At 67.5% G+C, this 14461-nt stretch carries 12 protein-coding genes; 5 read left to right on the top strand and 7 right to left on the bottom strand.

All coding sequences use genetic code 11. The annotated features are described in order from the left end of the window. Positions 1–64: 64 nt before the first annotated feature. From pheT to rpmI, 4 genes are all read right to left on the bottom strand, one after another. Positions 65–2467 carry a phenylalanine--tRNA ligase subunit beta gene (pheT, locus tag RRU_RS18205; RefSeq protein WP_011391271.1) on the bottom strand — a complete coding sequence of 801 codons (2403 nt, stop codon included), beginning with the start codon at positions 2465–2467 and terminating at the stop codon, positions 65–67. Further along, on the bottom strand, positions 2464–3540 hold the full coding sequence (pheS, locus tag RRU_RS18200; RefSeq protein WP_011391270.1) for a phenylalanine--tRNA ligase subunit alpha: 1077 nt from the start codon (positions 3538–3540) through the stop codon (positions 2464–2466). The genes pheT and pheS overlap by 4 nt, the downstream gene beginning before the upstream one ends. 164 nt (positions 3541–3704) lie before the next feature. Beyond that, the gene (gene rplT / locus RRU_RS18195) at positions 3705–4082 is read right to left on the bottom strand and encodes a 50S ribosomal protein L20 (protein ID WP_011391269.1); all 378 of its coding nucleotides are present in this window, start codon (positions 4080–4082) and stop codon (positions 3705–3707) included. Between the two features lie 54 nt (positions 4083–4136). Beyond that, the gene (gene rpmI, locus RRU_RS18190; protein ID WP_011391268.1) at positions 4137–4334 is read right to left on the bottom strand and encodes a 50S ribosomal protein L35; all 198 of its coding nucleotides are present in this window, start codon (positions 4332–4334) and stop codon (positions 4137–4139) included. Positions 4335–4620: 286 nt separating this feature from the next. Here rpmI and RRU_RS18185 point away from each other — a divergent pair, with 286 nt between their 5' ends. From RRU_RS18185 to RRU_RS18170, 4 genes are all read left to right on the top strand, one after another. After that, positions 4621–5712 (top strand): AI-2E family transporter, encoded by a 1092-nt coding sequence (locus tag RRU_RS18185; protein WP_014626611.1) that lies wholly within the window; start codon positions 4621–4623, stop codon positions 5710–5712. A 104-nt stretch (positions 5713–5816) separates the two neighbouring features. Beyond that, the gene (locus RRU_RS18180) at positions 5817–6308 is read left to right on the top strand and encodes a MarR family winged helix-turn-helix transcriptional regulator (protein WP_011391266.1); all 492 of its coding nucleotides are present in this window, start codon (positions 5817–5819) and stop codon (positions 6306–6308) included. A gap of 32 nt (positions 6309–6340) precedes the next feature. Next, positions 6341–7258, top strand: a complete 918-nt coding sequence (gene panE / locus RRU_RS18175) for a 2-dehydropantoate 2-reductase (protein ID WP_011391265.1) — start codon at positions 6341–6343, stop codon at positions 7256–7258. A gap of 43 nt (positions 7259–7301) precedes the next feature. Then, on the top strand, positions 7302–8588 hold the full coding sequence (locus RRU_RS18170) for an MFS transporter (protein ID WP_011391264.1): 1287 nt from the start codon (positions 7302–7304) through the stop codon (positions 8586–8588). A gap of 16 nt (positions 8589–8604) precedes the next feature. Here the strand turns inward: RRU_RS18170 and cowN are convergent, their stop codons facing one another. From cowN to polA, 3 genes are all read right to left on the bottom strand, one after another. Further along, complete coding sequence (gene cowN / locus RRU_RS18165; protein ID WP_011391263.1) at positions 8605–8910, bottom strand: N(2)-fixation sustaining protein CowN; 306 nt, start codon at positions 8908–8910, stop codon at positions 8605–8607. A gap of 122 nt (positions 8911–9032) precedes the next feature. Continuing rightward, positions 9033–9743: a CO-responsive transcriptional regulator RcoM gene (rcoM, locus tag RRU_RS18160; RefSeq protein ID WP_011391262.1), complete on the bottom strand. Its 711-nt coding sequence runs from the start codon at positions 9741–9743 to the stop codon at positions 9033–9035. Positions 9744–9763: 20 nt separating this feature from the next. After that, entirely contained in the window at positions 9764–12538 is a 2775-nt protein-coding gene (polA, locus tag RRU_RS18155; RefSeq protein WP_011391261.1) for a DNA polymerase I, read from the bottom strand. A gap of 217 nt (positions 12539–12755) precedes the next feature. Here polA and RRU_RS18150 point away from each other — a divergent pair, with 217 nt between their 5' ends. Then, positions 12756–14435, top strand: a complete 1680-nt coding sequence (locus RRU_RS18150) for a methyl-accepting chemotaxis protein (RefSeq protein WP_014626608.1) — start codon at positions 12756–12758, stop codon at positions 14433–14435. Positions 14436–14461 lie beyond the last annotated feature (26 nt).

Here is a 14461-nt window from a genome sequence, read left to right as displayed (position 1 = left end):
TGTGAGCGACATAGGTCACCCACACCCCTCTAAGGGCCTCTCCGATCCGGGTGCTTCCTTGGTTTTAGCTGCGCAGGCTGCCGCCGGTCAGCTTGGTGACGGCGCCGACGATGCGCGCCGAGACCGCCTCGATCTCCTCGTCCGACAGGGTATGGTCGGTGGGCTGCAAGGTGACCGACAGGGCCAGGGATTTGCGCCCGGCTTCCAGGCGATCGCCTTGGTAGACGTCGAAGATCACCACGTCGGTGATCAAGGCCTTATCGGCGCCGCGCGCCGCCTTGATCACCGCGTCACCGGCGACCCCGGCCTCGACGACGAAGGCGAAGTCGCGGGCGACGGGCTGGAAGGGCGACAGCGTCAGCGGCGGCCGGGTCTTGCTCGGCCGGCCCTTGGGCAAGGGCAGGGCATCAAGATCAAGCTCGAAGCCGACCATCGGCCCCTTGACGTCGAGCAGGGCCAAGGCCGCCGGATGGATCTCGCCGAAGGCCGCGAGCACGGTGCGGCCCAGGCGGATCTGCCCCGACCGTCCGGGATGGAACCACGCCGGGGCGTCGGCGCTGACTTGAAGCGAAGCCGTCGGCGCGCCGGCGGCCTCGATCGCGGCCAGCACATCGGCCTTGATGTCATACAGATCGGCATCGCGCGCCGGCCGCGACCAATGGCGGGGGGCGATCTTGCCGGCGCGCAGGCCGGCGGCCACCAGGGTCTGCTGGCCGGGCTCGCCGCCATGGAAGCGCGGACCAACCTCGAACAGCCCGAGGTCGCCATAGCCGCGCGCGGCGTTGCGGCCGGCGGCGGCAATCAGATTGGGCAGGATCGACGGCCGCATGGCGTCGAGATCGCTGCTGATCGGATTGGCCAGCACCAAGGCGTCCTGGCCACCGCCAAAGCCTTTGGCCACGGCGCGCGGCAGGAACGACCAGGTCACCGCTTCAAGCATGCCGCGCGTCGCCAGGGTGCGCTTCACGGTGATCATCCGCCGTTGGCCGGGGGTGAGCACGGCCTTGGGCATCGGATCGCGGGGCAACGGCACGGCCGGGACCAGATCGAAGCCGTGCAGGCGCACGACTTCCTCGATCAGATCATGTTCGGCGCCGATATCGACCCGCCACGACGGCGGGTCGACCCGCAGGGCCTCGGCGCCGTCGTCTTCGACCGTGCAGCCCAGGGCGCGCAGTTTCGCCACCATCTCGGCGCGCTCGACGGCGACGCCGCCCAGGCGGGCGACGCGGGCCGGACGCAGGGCGATGGTGCGCCGCCAAACCGGCGGGGCGCCGGCGATCACCAGCTCGCTAGCCTCGCCGCCGCACAGATCAAGGATCATCCGCGTCGCCAACTCGGCGCCCAGCAGGCAGCTTTCGGGATCGACGCCGCGCTCGAACCGATAGCGGGCGTCGGAGTCGATGCCGAGGAAGCGCCCGGCGGCGGCGGTATTGGCCGGATCGAACAGGGCGGATTCCAGGAAAACATTGACGGTGTTTTCGTCAACGCCCGTGTCCTCGCCGCCCATGATGCCGCCCAACCCCTGGGGACCGGCGCCATCGGCGATGGCGACCACCGGGGCGTCAAGCGTGTAGCTGCGGCCATCAAGGGCGCGCAGGATTTCGCCCTGGCGCGCCGGCCGGGCGGTGATCGTCGTACCGGTCAGCTTGTCGGCATCGAAGACATGCAGCGGCCGGGCGCGGTCGAAGGTGACGTAATTGGTGATATCGACCAGCAGGCTGATCGGCCGCACGCCGATGGCGTTCAGCCGGTCCTTGAGCCAAGCCGGGCTTTCGCCGTTGCGCACGCCCCGGAAGTACCGCCCGACATAGTGGCTACAGGCGCCGCTGGCCAGAGTTTCCGGGTCGATCGCCACGCCGATCGGGCTGGGGAAGCGGCCGGGGATCGCCGTGAGCGTGTCGGCGATCACCCCGCCCAGGCCGCCGGCGGCCAGATCGCGGGCGATGCCGCGCACGCCCAGGGCGTCGGCGCGGTTGGGGGTGATGGCGATGTCGATCACCGGATCAAGGGCCAGCACATCGACCAGCGGCACGCCGACGGGGGTGTCGGCGGGCAGTTCGATGATGCCGTCGTGATCCTCGCCCAGGCCCAATTCGCGGGTCGAGCACATCATGCCCTGGCTTTCGATGCCGCGGATCTTGCCCTTCTTCAGCACATCGCCGGTGGCCGGGATGACGGCGCCGGGCAGGGCCAGGGCCACCTTCAGGCCGGTGCGGGCGTTGGGGGCGCCGCAGACGATCTGCAAAATATCCGTCCCGCTATCGACCCGGCAGAGCTTCAGCCGGTCGGCATCGGGATGGGGGCCGGCTTCGATGACATGGCCGACGACAAAGGGCGCCAGCGCCGCTGTCGGGTCTTCGATGGCGTCGACCTCCAGGCCGAGCGCCGTCAGCTTTTCGGCGATATCGGCCACGCTGGCCTGGGTGTCGAGGTGGTCCTTGAGCCAGCCGATGGTGAACTTCATCGCGACAGCCCTCCGTGCAGGGTGGGAAGATCAAGCGCGGCGAAGCCGTAATGGCGCAGCCAGCGCAGATCGGACTCGAAGAAGGTCCGCAGATCGGGGATGCCGTATTTCAGCATGGCGATGCGCTCCAGGCCCATGCCGAAGGCGAAGCCCTGATACTCCTCGGGATCAAGGCCGCAGGCGGTCAGCACATTGGGATGGACCATGCCGCAGCCGAGAATCTCCAGCCACGAGTCGCCCGCGCCGATCTTCAACGCGCCGCCCTTGCGCGAACAGCCGATATCGACCTCGGCCGAGGGCTCGGTGAAGGGGAAGAAGCTGGGGCGGAAGCGCATCGGCAGATCGTCGACCTCGAAATAGGCGCGGACGAATTCGTGCAGACAGCCTTTCAAATGGCCGAAATGGGTCGCCTTGTCGATGACCAGCCCTTCGAACTGGTGGAACATCGGCGTGTGCGTCATGTCGGAATCGCAGCGGTAGGTACGGCCGGGCGCCAGGATGCGGATCGGCGGCTTGCGGCCCATCATCGTGCGGATCTGCACCGGCGAGGTATGGGTGCGCAGCAGGTGGCGGCTGCCGTCTTCGCGGGTCGGCAGGAAAAAGGTGTCGTGCATGGCGCGCGCCGGATGGCCGGGCGGAAAATTCAGCGCCGTGAAATTATGGAAATCATCCTCGATCTCGGGGCCCTCGGCCACCTCGAAGCCCATCTGGGCGAAGATAGCGACCACCTCTTCCCAGGTCTGGCTGATCGGATGGATGGCGCCGGTCGCCTCGGGGGCCGGGGCCAGCGAGACATCAAGGCGCTCGCGGGCCAGCTTGGCTTCAAGGGCGGCGGCGGCGAGATCGGCCTTGCGGGCGTCAAGGGCGGCGGCGATCTCGTCCTTGACCAGATTGAGCGCCTGACCGGCGGCCTTGCGGGCCTCGGGATCCATGGCGCCCAGGGTTTTCATCAGCCCGGTGATCTGGCCCTTCTTGCCCAGGGCGGAAACCCGGATGGCGTCGAGCGCGTCCAGATCCCCGGCCTCGGCGACGGCGGAAAGCAGGGTGCCGCGCAGGTCTTCCACATTATCCATGACGTCTGTCCTGGTCCTGTCCTGGTGCCGTCCCACCCCCGATGGTCCGCTCCCGGGGAACGGCCGCCGGACGCGGGCGCAAGAAAAACGGGGGCCGCCCCGTGGCGACCCCCGTTTGGTCCGTTAGCGTAACTGATCCATTCCCGGAACGATCCGGGATCGAATCAAGCCGCCTGTTCGGCCGTCGTGTCGAGCGCCGCCTTGGCCTGGGCCACGAGGCTGGCGAAAGCCGCCGGCTCGGTGACCGCGAGGTCGGCCAGGATCTTGCGATCGAGTTCGATGCCGGCGCGGATCAGGCCGTTGATGAACTGGCTGTAGGTCAGGCCCTGTTCGCGGGCGCCGGCGTTGATGCGCTGGATCCACAACGAGCGGAAATTGCGCTTCTTGGCGCGACGGTCGCGATAGGCGTACTGAAGGCCCTTCTCGACCTTTTCGATCGCGATGCGGAAGTTCGTGGAATTACGGCCACGGTAGCCCTTCGCAAGGTCGAGGACCTTCTTATGGCGGGCGTGGTTGGTCTTGGCGTTTGTTGCGCGGGACATGGGAAAGCCTCTCGGGTCGTGCTATCGTCGGTGTTTATGCCAGAAGAACGGCGATCAGCCGTAAGGCATGAACTTCTTCACGATGCGCTGATCCGCGTCGCAGAGGATGAAGGTGCCGCGCGCCTGGCGCTTCATCTTCGTTCCCTTGTTGGAAAGCAGATGGCTCTTGTAAGCGACCTTGACCTTGATCTTGCCGGTACCGGTCAGGCTGAAGCGCTTCTTCACCGCGCTCTTGGTTTTCAACTTGGGCATTTCGGGTTCCTTTGTCCGCCGAAGAGCGCCCGCAAGCGGGCGAACGGCTGGTTGTCTTGAAGGGCGACTGGGCATGCCCGGGGCCGAAAAGGGCCCACAGCCGCGCCGCCCGGATTTCACGGAAGCAGGGGTTATACAGAACCGCGCCGCGGGGCGCAACAGGAGTCCTGATCCTTCGCCGGACGGGGCGCAAGCAAGACGCCGGAGCTGGCGCAACCAAGGGGCTTGGCTATCGTTTGTGGCGTGGCCGCACCGCAGGGGTTCGGCCACAGTGGAGCCCCCCCCTTTGACCCTTCGCCAACAACTGACAACGGTCCGCTGGCTGTTGACCGGCCTGTTCGCCATGATGCTGCTGGTCTTTTTGTACTTCGGCCGCGACGTGCTGATGCCGATCGTTCTCGCCTTGCTGCTCGCCCTGATGCTGAGTCCGATCGTCCGCCTGCTGCGCCGGCGCAAGGTGCCCGAGGGGGTGGCGGCGGTGGTGGTCACCCTGGGCTTCGCCGCCGGCATGCTGCTGATCGGCTTCACGATCAGCGGTCCGGTGGCGACGTGGCTCGAGGATGCGCCCTCGATCGGCAAGCGCATCGCCCACAAGCTGTCGTCTTTGCGCGAATCCTTCGATGTGGTGCTCGATGCCAGCCGTCAGGTCGAAGAGGCGGCCGATACCTCGTCCAAGGACAATACCGATCGCGTGGTGATGGCCCAGCCCGGTCTGCTGGTCAAAGCCGCCGATAGTCTGGCCTCGGGCTTCACCACCTTTGGCGTGACCATCGTCATCACCCTGTTCTTCCTGGCCTCGGGCAGCATGTTCACCGAGAAGATCGTTCACGTGATGCCGCTGTTTCGCGACAAGCTGCGCGTGCTCCGCGTCGTGCGCGATATCGAGACCGAGGTGTCGTCCTATCTGCTGACCGTGGCGATGATCAACGCCGGTCTGGGCGTGGCCGTCGGCTGCGCCCTGTGGCTGGCGGGGATGCCCAACGCCTTCCTGTGGGGCGGCATGGCCATGGTGCTTAACTTCCTGCCCTATATCGGCTCGATGATCGGTATTTCCCTGGTCGCCCTGGTGTCCTTCGTCACCTTCGATTCCCTGGGCCAAGCCCTGATCCCGCCGCTTAGCTATCTGGCGGTGACCTCGGTCGAGGGGCAGTTCCTTACCCCAGCGATCGTCGGCCGCCGGCTGGAGCTCAACGCCTTGTCGGTGATGCTGGCCGTGTTGTTCTGGGCGTGGCTCTGGGGGATCGTCGGCGCCCTGATCGCCGTGCCGCTGCTGGTCGTCGTCAAGGTCGTGTGTTCCCATTTCGAAGGACTGGCCGTGGTCGGCGAGTTCCTCTCGGCCCGCCGGCCGTTTTCCGATCAGGTCAAGGACGGCGCATAGGCCCCAGTGCCGCCCCCTCCCCCCTCCTCAGCGAGCGCTGGACATTAGGGGCAATTGCCCCTAATGCTGGACTCTCGCCTTGGGAGAGGAAATGGGGAGGGGGAATGGCTATGGCTATGGCGGGGGCATCGGAAAGCGTCTGTACCTGCGCGTCGTTGCGTCAGGCGACCCGCCACGTCAGCCGCTTCTATGACGCCATGCTCGCCCCCTCGGGATTGGGCGTCAATCAATACGCCCTGCTCGCCCGTCTCGCCCGTCTGGCGCCCTGTCCCCAACACGTTCTGGCCGACGCCCTGGTCATGGACCGGTCGACCCTCGGCCATCTGCTGCGGCCGCTCGAGCGTCGGGAACTGATCGGGGTGAGCATTTCCAAAAGCGATCGCCGCTCCCGTCTGCTGGCCTTGACCCCGGCCGGCGCCGCCTTGTTGGCCCAGGCCCGGCCGCTCTGGCAAGAAGCCCAGACCCGGATCGAGGCGGTCTTTGGCGCCGAGGCGCTGGCGACCCTGCGCGCCCTGCTGACAGGCTTGGCGCAAACCGATCTCGGCCCCTGTCCTCGGCCCCCTCCTGCGGCCCCGTCCTCGGCGGCCGTTTCCTAACCATGGCTTTTTTTTCACAAACGGAGACCGTGATGCGCTGTCTTATTCTGGGTGCGGGGGGCATTGGTGGCTATTTCGGCGGACGGCTGCTGGCCGCCGGCCGCGATGTCACTTTTCTGGTTCGCCCGGCCCGCGCCGCCCGGCTGGCCCAAGGGCTGAGGATCATCAGCCCGCGCGGTGATCTCGCCCTGCCGGCGCCGCCGCTGGTCACCAGCCAAACCCTGACCGGGACCTATGATGTGGTCATGGTGTCGTGCAAGGCCTATGACCTGGAGAACGCCATCGACACCATCGCCCCGGCGGTCGGGCGCGAAACCGTCATCGTGCCGCTGCTCAACGGCTTTGGTCATCTTGATACTTTACGCGCCCGCTTCGGGGCGGAACGGGTGCTGGGTGGCTATTGCCTGATTTCGGTCACCCTTGATGGCGAGGGCGGCATCGCTCACTTCAATCAGGCCGATGTTCTGCGCCTGGGCGAGATCGCCGGCGGCCCGTCCGAACGCGTGCGGGCGATCGGCGCGATGCTGGGCGGGGCCGGCTTCGACTTCGCGGTCAGCGACGATATCGTTCAGGAAATGTGGGAGAAATGGGTGTTCATCGCCACGACGGCCAGCGCCACCTGCCTGATGCGCGCCGCCATCGGCGATATCATCGGCGCCGGCGCCGGCGATGTGACGCTTGGCCTGTTGGCGGAATGCGAGGCGATCGCCAGCGATAACGGTCATCCGCCGGGCGAGGCGGCGCGCAAGCGGGCCCGCGACCAACTTACCGACGCGACCTCGCCGATCATGGCCTCGATGCTGCGTGATATCGAGCGCGGCGGGCCGGTGGAGGCCGACGCCATCCAGGGCGAGATGCTGCGCCGGGCCGGCGATCGTCCAGCGCCGCTGCTTCGTCTCGCCCATGCCCATCTGCGCGCCTATGAAGCGCGCCGCGCCCGCCAATCCTGATCCCCCCCTATGCCCAGCCAAAGCGGCCGGGCGGAGAGCGCCGATGCCGACCAAACGCCCGCCCGCCGGTCTGCACTACGCCTGGATCGTCGCCGCCGTCACCTTTCTCGTCTTGCTAGTCGGCGCGGGGATCCGGGCGACGCCGGGCATCCTGATCGTGCCGCTCGAGCGGGACTTCGGCTGGTCGACGGCGACGATCAGCACCGCCATCGCCGTCAATATCTTCCTGTTTGGCATGATCGGCCCCTTCGCCGTGGCGGTGATGGAGCGCTTCGGTCTGCGTCGCAGCGTGGTTGGCGCCCTGCTGGTTCTGGCCGGCGGGGTGGCGCTGACGACGCTGATGAGCAAGCCCTGGCATATGGTCGTGTTGTGGGGGCTGGTGGTCGGATCGGGAAGCGGGATGATCGCCCTGGTGCTGGGCGCTACGGTGGCCGGACGCTGGTTTGGCAAGCGGCGCGGTTTGGTGCTTGGCCTGCTGACCGCGTCCAGCGCCACCGGCCAGCTTATCTTCCTGCCCATTCTCGCCCATATCAGCGTCGATCAGGGCTGGCGGACGATGGCGCTGGTGGTGGCCGGCGCCGCCCTGCTGTTGGTGCCGTTGGCCGGGCTTTTGCTGCGCGATCGGCCCGGCGATCTGGGTCTGCCCCGCTACGGCGAAACCACCCTGGAGCCGCCGCCCGGCGTGCCGATCAATCCGCTGCGCCGGGCGACCAGCGCCCTGGCCTTGGGCTTGCGCTCGCGGGATTTCTGGCTGCTCTCAGGCACCTTCTTTATTTGCGGCGCCTCGACCAATGGTCTGGTCGGCACCCATATGATCGCCGCCTGTTTTGATCAGGGCATTCCCGAGGTCGCCGCCGCCGGCCTGCTCGCCCTGATGGGGCTCTGCGATCTGGTGGGCACCACCGCCTCGGGCTGGCTGACCGATCGCTATGACAGCCGCGTGCTGCTGATCTGGTATTATGGCCTGCGCGGGGTGTCGTTGCTGTTCCTGCCCTATGCCTTCGACCTGGATGTCTATGGCCTGTCGCTGTTCGCGGTGTTCTACGGCCTGGATTGGATCGCCACCGTTCCGCCCACCGTGCGGCTGGCCGGACAGGCCTTCGGCGAAGGCAACGCCGCCTTGATGTTCGGCTGGATCGCCGCCGCCCACCAGATCGGCGCCGCCACCGCCGCCTGGGCGGCCGGCGCCCTGCGCACGGCGAGCGGCGTCTATGACGGCGCCTTCTTCTCGGCCGGTCTGCTCTGTCTGATTGCCGTGGTGCTGGTCGTCTTCATCGGTCGCGGACCGCGCCAGACGCCGATCGGCCGGGTGGCGATGGAAAAACCCTAAGCCGACAAGGTGCGGGTCAGCAGAGTTCGTCTTCCAGGCGACGCAGGATGGTCAGCCCCTCCTCGTCGTCATTGTCTTCGAACAACTCGTCGATATAGCCGATGGCGCCGCACAGCAGGCATAGGCTGTCGGCGGTGCGCGCCAGGGTCTTGTCGGCATCGGCGAGCTTGGCCTTGAAGTGCTCCCAAAAGGCGTTGCTTTTGGCCGGATCGGCGACATGGAACAAGATGCGCGCGATCAATTGCTGGCTGAGGCCTTCCACATTGACGCCCTGGAAGGTCACATAGCGCCGGGGCATGTGGGCCGGTCCGTCCATGGTCATGATATCCCCCGAAATCGCTGAAGAGAAACTGGGTGCGAGGATGAGAATGACCATCCTCCCCGCCGCCGTCAGCGGCCATTCACCAACCGCCGCCGTTTTGCGTGAAGGGTGGTCTGCGGGCCCTAGATGGCCAGAAGGCCGCGCAGTCTGGTGACCTGGGCGCGGCCGATTGGCACCAGATCGCCAGCACCCGTATCCATCACCAGCAGCCCGCCGCTCTCGCGCTTGCGGAAGGCGCGGACATGGGCAAGGGCGACGATATAGGAGCGATGGACGCGCAGGAACTGGTCGGGATCCAGGCGGCGCTCAAGCTCGGCCAGGGCCAGCGGACAGAAGCTATGGCCAAAAGCGGTGTGGACCCTGCTGTAATGGCCATCGGCCTCAAGGTAAATCACGCCGGCCGTATCGACGAATTCGGTGGTCTCGCCCAGGCCCAGCGGCACCTTGCGCAGATACCCCGGCGGGGCCGGCCGCGCGCTTGGCCCCTCTTTGGTCTCGCGGCTCTCGCCGACCGCCGTCAGCACCAGGGCGAAGGCGGTTTCGCCCTGGCCGGTCAGGGCGCTGGCGCGGATCAGCACCGGGCCGCCGCGCAGCGACAGCACCGCCGTCGCCGCCGGGCCGGAGGGGCCGCGCGCGGTTTTGAGCAGCACCGCCACCTTGGGGCGCAGCGGTGGCGGATGGAGATCAAGGATCGGCCGGCCGAGCAGCGCCCCGGGCTTGTCGAGGCCAAGCAGGCTCAAGGCGCCCGGCGATACCGCCGTGACCGTCAGATCATCGGCGAGCAGCAGAACCCCGGTTTCGGCCCGGCGCAAGTTATAGGCAAAATCGTCCATCGCCCCTCCGCCCCGGGTGATTAATGGGCCTCGGCCCACGAGGCGGCGATGCCGGTGTCGACCTCCAGGGGGACGGTTCTTTCCCCTTGGTCGTCGGTCAGGGTGACCGCGGTTTCCATCACCCGCTTGACCAGGGCGGCGGCGGTTTCGGCCTCGGCCTCGGGCGCTTCGAAAATCAGCTCATCGTGGACCTGAAGCAGCATGCGGGTGGCAAGGCCGGCCTGTTCCAAGGCAGGGGGCAAGGCGATCATCGCCCGCTTGATGATATCGGCCGCTCCGCCCTGGATCGGGGCGTTGATCGCCTGACGCTCGGCGAAGGCGCGGGCCGCCGGGTTCTTGTCCTGGATGCCGGGGATGGGGATGCGCCGGCCAAAGGGGGTGGCGACCCAACCCACTGTGCGCGCCTCCTCCTTCACGGTTTCCATATAGCTGCGGATCTCGGGGAAGCGGGCGAAATAGGCGGTGATGAAGGCCGCCGCCTCGGGTCGGCCGACGCCCAACTGCTGGGCCAGACCATGGGCGCTGATGCCGTAGATGATGCCGAAATTGATGGCCTTGGCCTGACGGCGCACCATCGGGTCCATCCCCTCCACCGGCACCCCGAAGACCTGCGAGGCGGTGATGGCGTGGATGTCCTTGCCCTCGGCGAAGGCTTGGCGCAACGCGGTGATGCCGGCGACATGGGCGACAAGGCGCAATTCGATCTGGGAATAATCGGCGCTGATCAGCAGGTGGCCGGGGGCGGCGATGAAGGCCTCGCGGATCTTGCGGCCGGCTTCCGAGCGCACCGGGATGTTTTGCAGATTGGGGTCGTTGGACGACAAGCGGCCGGTCGCCGTCACCGTCAGCCCATAGGTGGTATGAACGCGGCCGGTGCGCTCGTCGATCTCGGCGACCAGGGCGTCGGTATAGGTGCCCTTGAGCTTGGCGTATTGGCGCCAGTCAAGCACGCGGGCGGGCAGGTCGTGGCCCTCGGCGGCCAATTGGTCCAGCACCTGGGCGTCGGTCGACCACGCCCCGGTCTTGCGGCTTTTCTTGCCCCCGGTCAGGCTCATTTCCTCGAATAAAACCTCGCCAAGCTGTTTGGGGCTGGCGACATTGAAGGCATGGCCGGCCAGGGCGTGGATCTGGTCTTCCAGATCGCCCATGCGCTTGGCGAAATCCCCCGACAGCGCCTTCAGCCGGAGCGCGTCGACGCGCACGCCGGCCGCCTCCATATCGGTGAGGATCCGCACCATGGGCCGGTCGAGGGTTTCATGGACGCGGACCATATGCTCCTTGAGCAGACGGTCGCGCAGCAGCAGGTAAAGCCGCAAGGTGACGTCGGCATCCTCGGCGGCGTAAGCGACGGCCTTGTCGAGCGGCACCTGATCGAAGGTGATCTGGCCCTTGCCCTTGCCGCAGACCTCTTCAAAGGTGATGGTCCGGCGCCCCAGATGCAGCCCGGCCAGTTCATCCATGCCATGACCGTGCAAGGTGCCGTCCAGCACATAGGACAGCACCATGGTGTCATCGACCGGCGCCACGTCGCTCAGCCCGGCATTGGCCAGAACGTGCAGGTCGAACTTCAGGTTATGGCCGACCTTGAGCACGCCGGGGTCGCGCAGCAGATCGCCGAGCAGCGCCAGGGCGGCGGCCTTGTCTTCGATATTGGCGACCGGCGGGGCGGCGCCGTCGAAGTCCAGCCCCTCGGCCTTGCGCAGGCCATGGGCGAAGGGGATATAGCAGGCCCGCCCAGGGGTGATAGCCAACGAAACGCCGACCAGGGTAGCGCGCCGCGCCTTGAGCGAATCGGTCTCGGTATCGATGGCAACCAGCCCGGCGGCCCGCGCCTTGGCGATCCACACCCCAAGCTCGGCAAGGGTATTGACCAGGACATAGTCGTCGTCGGCGGGGGCGGCGGCCGGCTGGGGGGTGGTGCCGGCCTTGGCATGGGCCACGGCGGTGACGCGGGCGAGCAGCGAGCGGAAGCCGTTCTCGGCCAGGAAGCCGGCCAGAACCTCGGCATCGGGCTCGGCGGTGGCGAAATCGGCCAGGGTCTCGCTCACCTCGACATCGTCGCGTAGGCGCACCAGCTGAAGCGAAATGCGGGCGGCCTCGGCATGATCAAGCAGCGACTGACGGCGCTTGGGCTGTTTGATCTCGGCCGCCCGCGCCAGCAGGGTTTCCAGATCGCCATACTCGCCGATCAACTGGGCGGCGGTTTTCACGCCGATGCCCGGCACCCCGGGCACATTATCGACGGCGTCGCCGGCCAGAGCCTGAACGTCGATCACCTTGTCGGGCGCCACGCCGAACTTCTCGAACACCTCGGCCGGACCGATGGCGCGGTTCTTCATCGGATCGAACAGGGCGACGCCCTCGCCCACCAACTGCATCAGATCCTTGTCCGACGAGACGACAGTCACGATCGCCCCCTCGGCCCGGGCCCGCTTGGCATAGGTGGCGATCAGATCATCGGCCTCGAAGCCGTCGCGCTCGATGCAGGGCACGTTGAAGGCGCGCACCGCCTCGCGGATCAGCGGAAACTGCGGGATCAGGTCTTCGGGGGGCGGCGGCCGCTGCGCCTTGTAAAGCGGGTAGATCTCGTTGCGGAAGGAGACCCGCGCCTTGTCGAAGATCACCGCCAGATGGTCGGCGTCCATATCGGCCAGCAGCTTCATCAGCATGGCGGTGAAGCCGTAAACGGCGTTGACCGGCGTGCCGTCGGTCCGCGTCATCGGCGGCAGGCTGTGATAGGCGCGGAAAATATACCCCGAACCGTCGACAAGATAGAGGTGCTTCGGCTCGGTCATCGGGTGCTCCAGGCGTCAGGACGGAAAGCCGCAGAATAGGCAGCCCCCCCGGGCGAGGCAATGTCGGCGTGGGATTTGGGTCCCCTCCCGGCCATCAAGCGCCTTTTTGCGCCTTGTCCCTCGGGAATTTGGGGGTATCGTGGGGTCGGGGCGATCAGTCCAGCGGGGCGATCGCCTGGGGGAGGAGACTCCCGGAGCCGGCGAAAAGGGCACGATCATGTTGCGCGATATTTCCATCCGGGCCCGGTTGTTTGGCGTTACCGGGGCGCTGCTGCTTTTGCTGCTTGGGGTCGGCGGGCTGGGCCTGTGGGGGATGGCAAGCGGTCAAGGCGCGCTTGATGACATCCACGAAAACCGCGTGATCCCGCTGGCTGAGCTTAAGCAGCTTTCCGATCTTTATGCCCGCGACGTCGTTGACAACACCCATCGGATCCTTGGCGGCACGGTGTCCTATGCCGAAGGGATCGCCCGGCTTGACGGCGCCCTGGCCGAGGCCGGGCGGCTTTGGCGAGGCTATCAGGCCAAGCCGCAGGCACTGGGCGAACGCGAGGCGAGCGAGCGGCTGACGCCACTGCTGGCCGAAGCCGACGCGGCGGCGGCCAAGCTGCGCGGCCTTCTGCAAAAGAAGGACAAGATTTCGCTGCTCGGCTTTGCCAACCGCGAGCTGCCCAAGGCGATCGATCCGGTGACCGAGGGCCTGCGCGCCCTGATCTCGCTTCAGCTTGATTTGGCCCAAAGCGACTATGCCGAGAGCGCCGTCCGCCAGAAGACCACCACCCTGGCGATGCTGGCCCTGATCGCCCTCGCCGTCGCCGTCGGCGCGGTGCTCAGCCTTGCCGTGCTGCGCTCGATCACCCGGCCGCTCGGCGCCCTCAACGCCGCCGTCGCCCGCTTGTCGGCCGGCGAGACGGCGACGCCGGTGCCCGGGACCGAGGCGCGCACCGAAATCGCCCCTTTGGCCGGGGCGATCGAGCAGTGGCGGACCACCCTGGTCGAGGAAAGCCGGCGGCGCGCCGCCGAAGCGCGCGAGCGTCAGGCCCGCGACGCCCGTCAGCAGCGGGTGATGGCGGCGACGGCCCGCTTCGAGGACCGGGTGGCCGGTCTGGTCACCGCCATGGCCGAGGGGGTCAGCGGTCTGCATCGGGCGGCTGATACCCTGGGGGCGACCGCCGAGCAGACCCGGGTCCGCGCCGCCACGGTGTCGGGGGCGACGGCGACCACCTCGGAAAATGTCGAAACCGTCTCGGCCGCGACCAGCCAGTTGACCGCCTCGATCAGCGAAATCGCCCGGCAGGTTGAAACCTCAAGCGAAAGCGCCCGCGGCGCCGTGCGTCAGGCCGAGCAGACCAATCAGCGGGTGAAGACCCTTACCGAGGCGGCGGGGCGGATCGGCGACGTCGTCGGGCTGATTACCGATATCGCCAGCCAGACCAATCTTCTGGCGCTCAACGCCACCATCGAAAGCGCGCGCGCCGGCGAGGCCGGCAAGGGCTTCGCCGTGGTCGCCGGCGAGGTGAAAACCCTGGCCGGACAAACGACGCGGGCGACCGGCGACATCGCCGCCCATATCGCCACCGTCCAGGCCGAAACCCGCGAGGCGGTCGACGCCCTCGCCGGCATTGGTCAAGCCATTACCCGGGTCGAGGATCTGGTCGCCGGCGTGGCGGCGGCGGTCGCCCAGCAAGATGTCGCCACCCGCGAAATCGCCCGCAGCATCGCCCAGACCGCCGACAGCGCCCGGGCGGTGTCGCGCACCATCGCCGAAGTCAATGGCGGGGCCGAGGAAACCGGGGCTTTGGCCGGCGCCGTCGCCCGGTCGGCCACTCGCCTGCAGGCCGATGGCGCCGCCCTGGACGCCGCCGTGCGCGATTTCCTGGGCGAGGTCAAACAGGCCTGAGGCCACCCCGTTTTACGGCCTCCGTC

It is taken from the genome of Rhodospirillum rubrum ATCC 11170, assembly GCF_000013085.1.
Taxonomy (GTDB): Bacteria; Pseudomonadota; Alphaproteobacteria; order Rhodospirillales; family Rhodospirillaceae; genus Rhodospirillum; species Rhodospirillum rubrum.
This window is presented reverse-complemented; position numbering and strand designations above follow the sequence as displayed.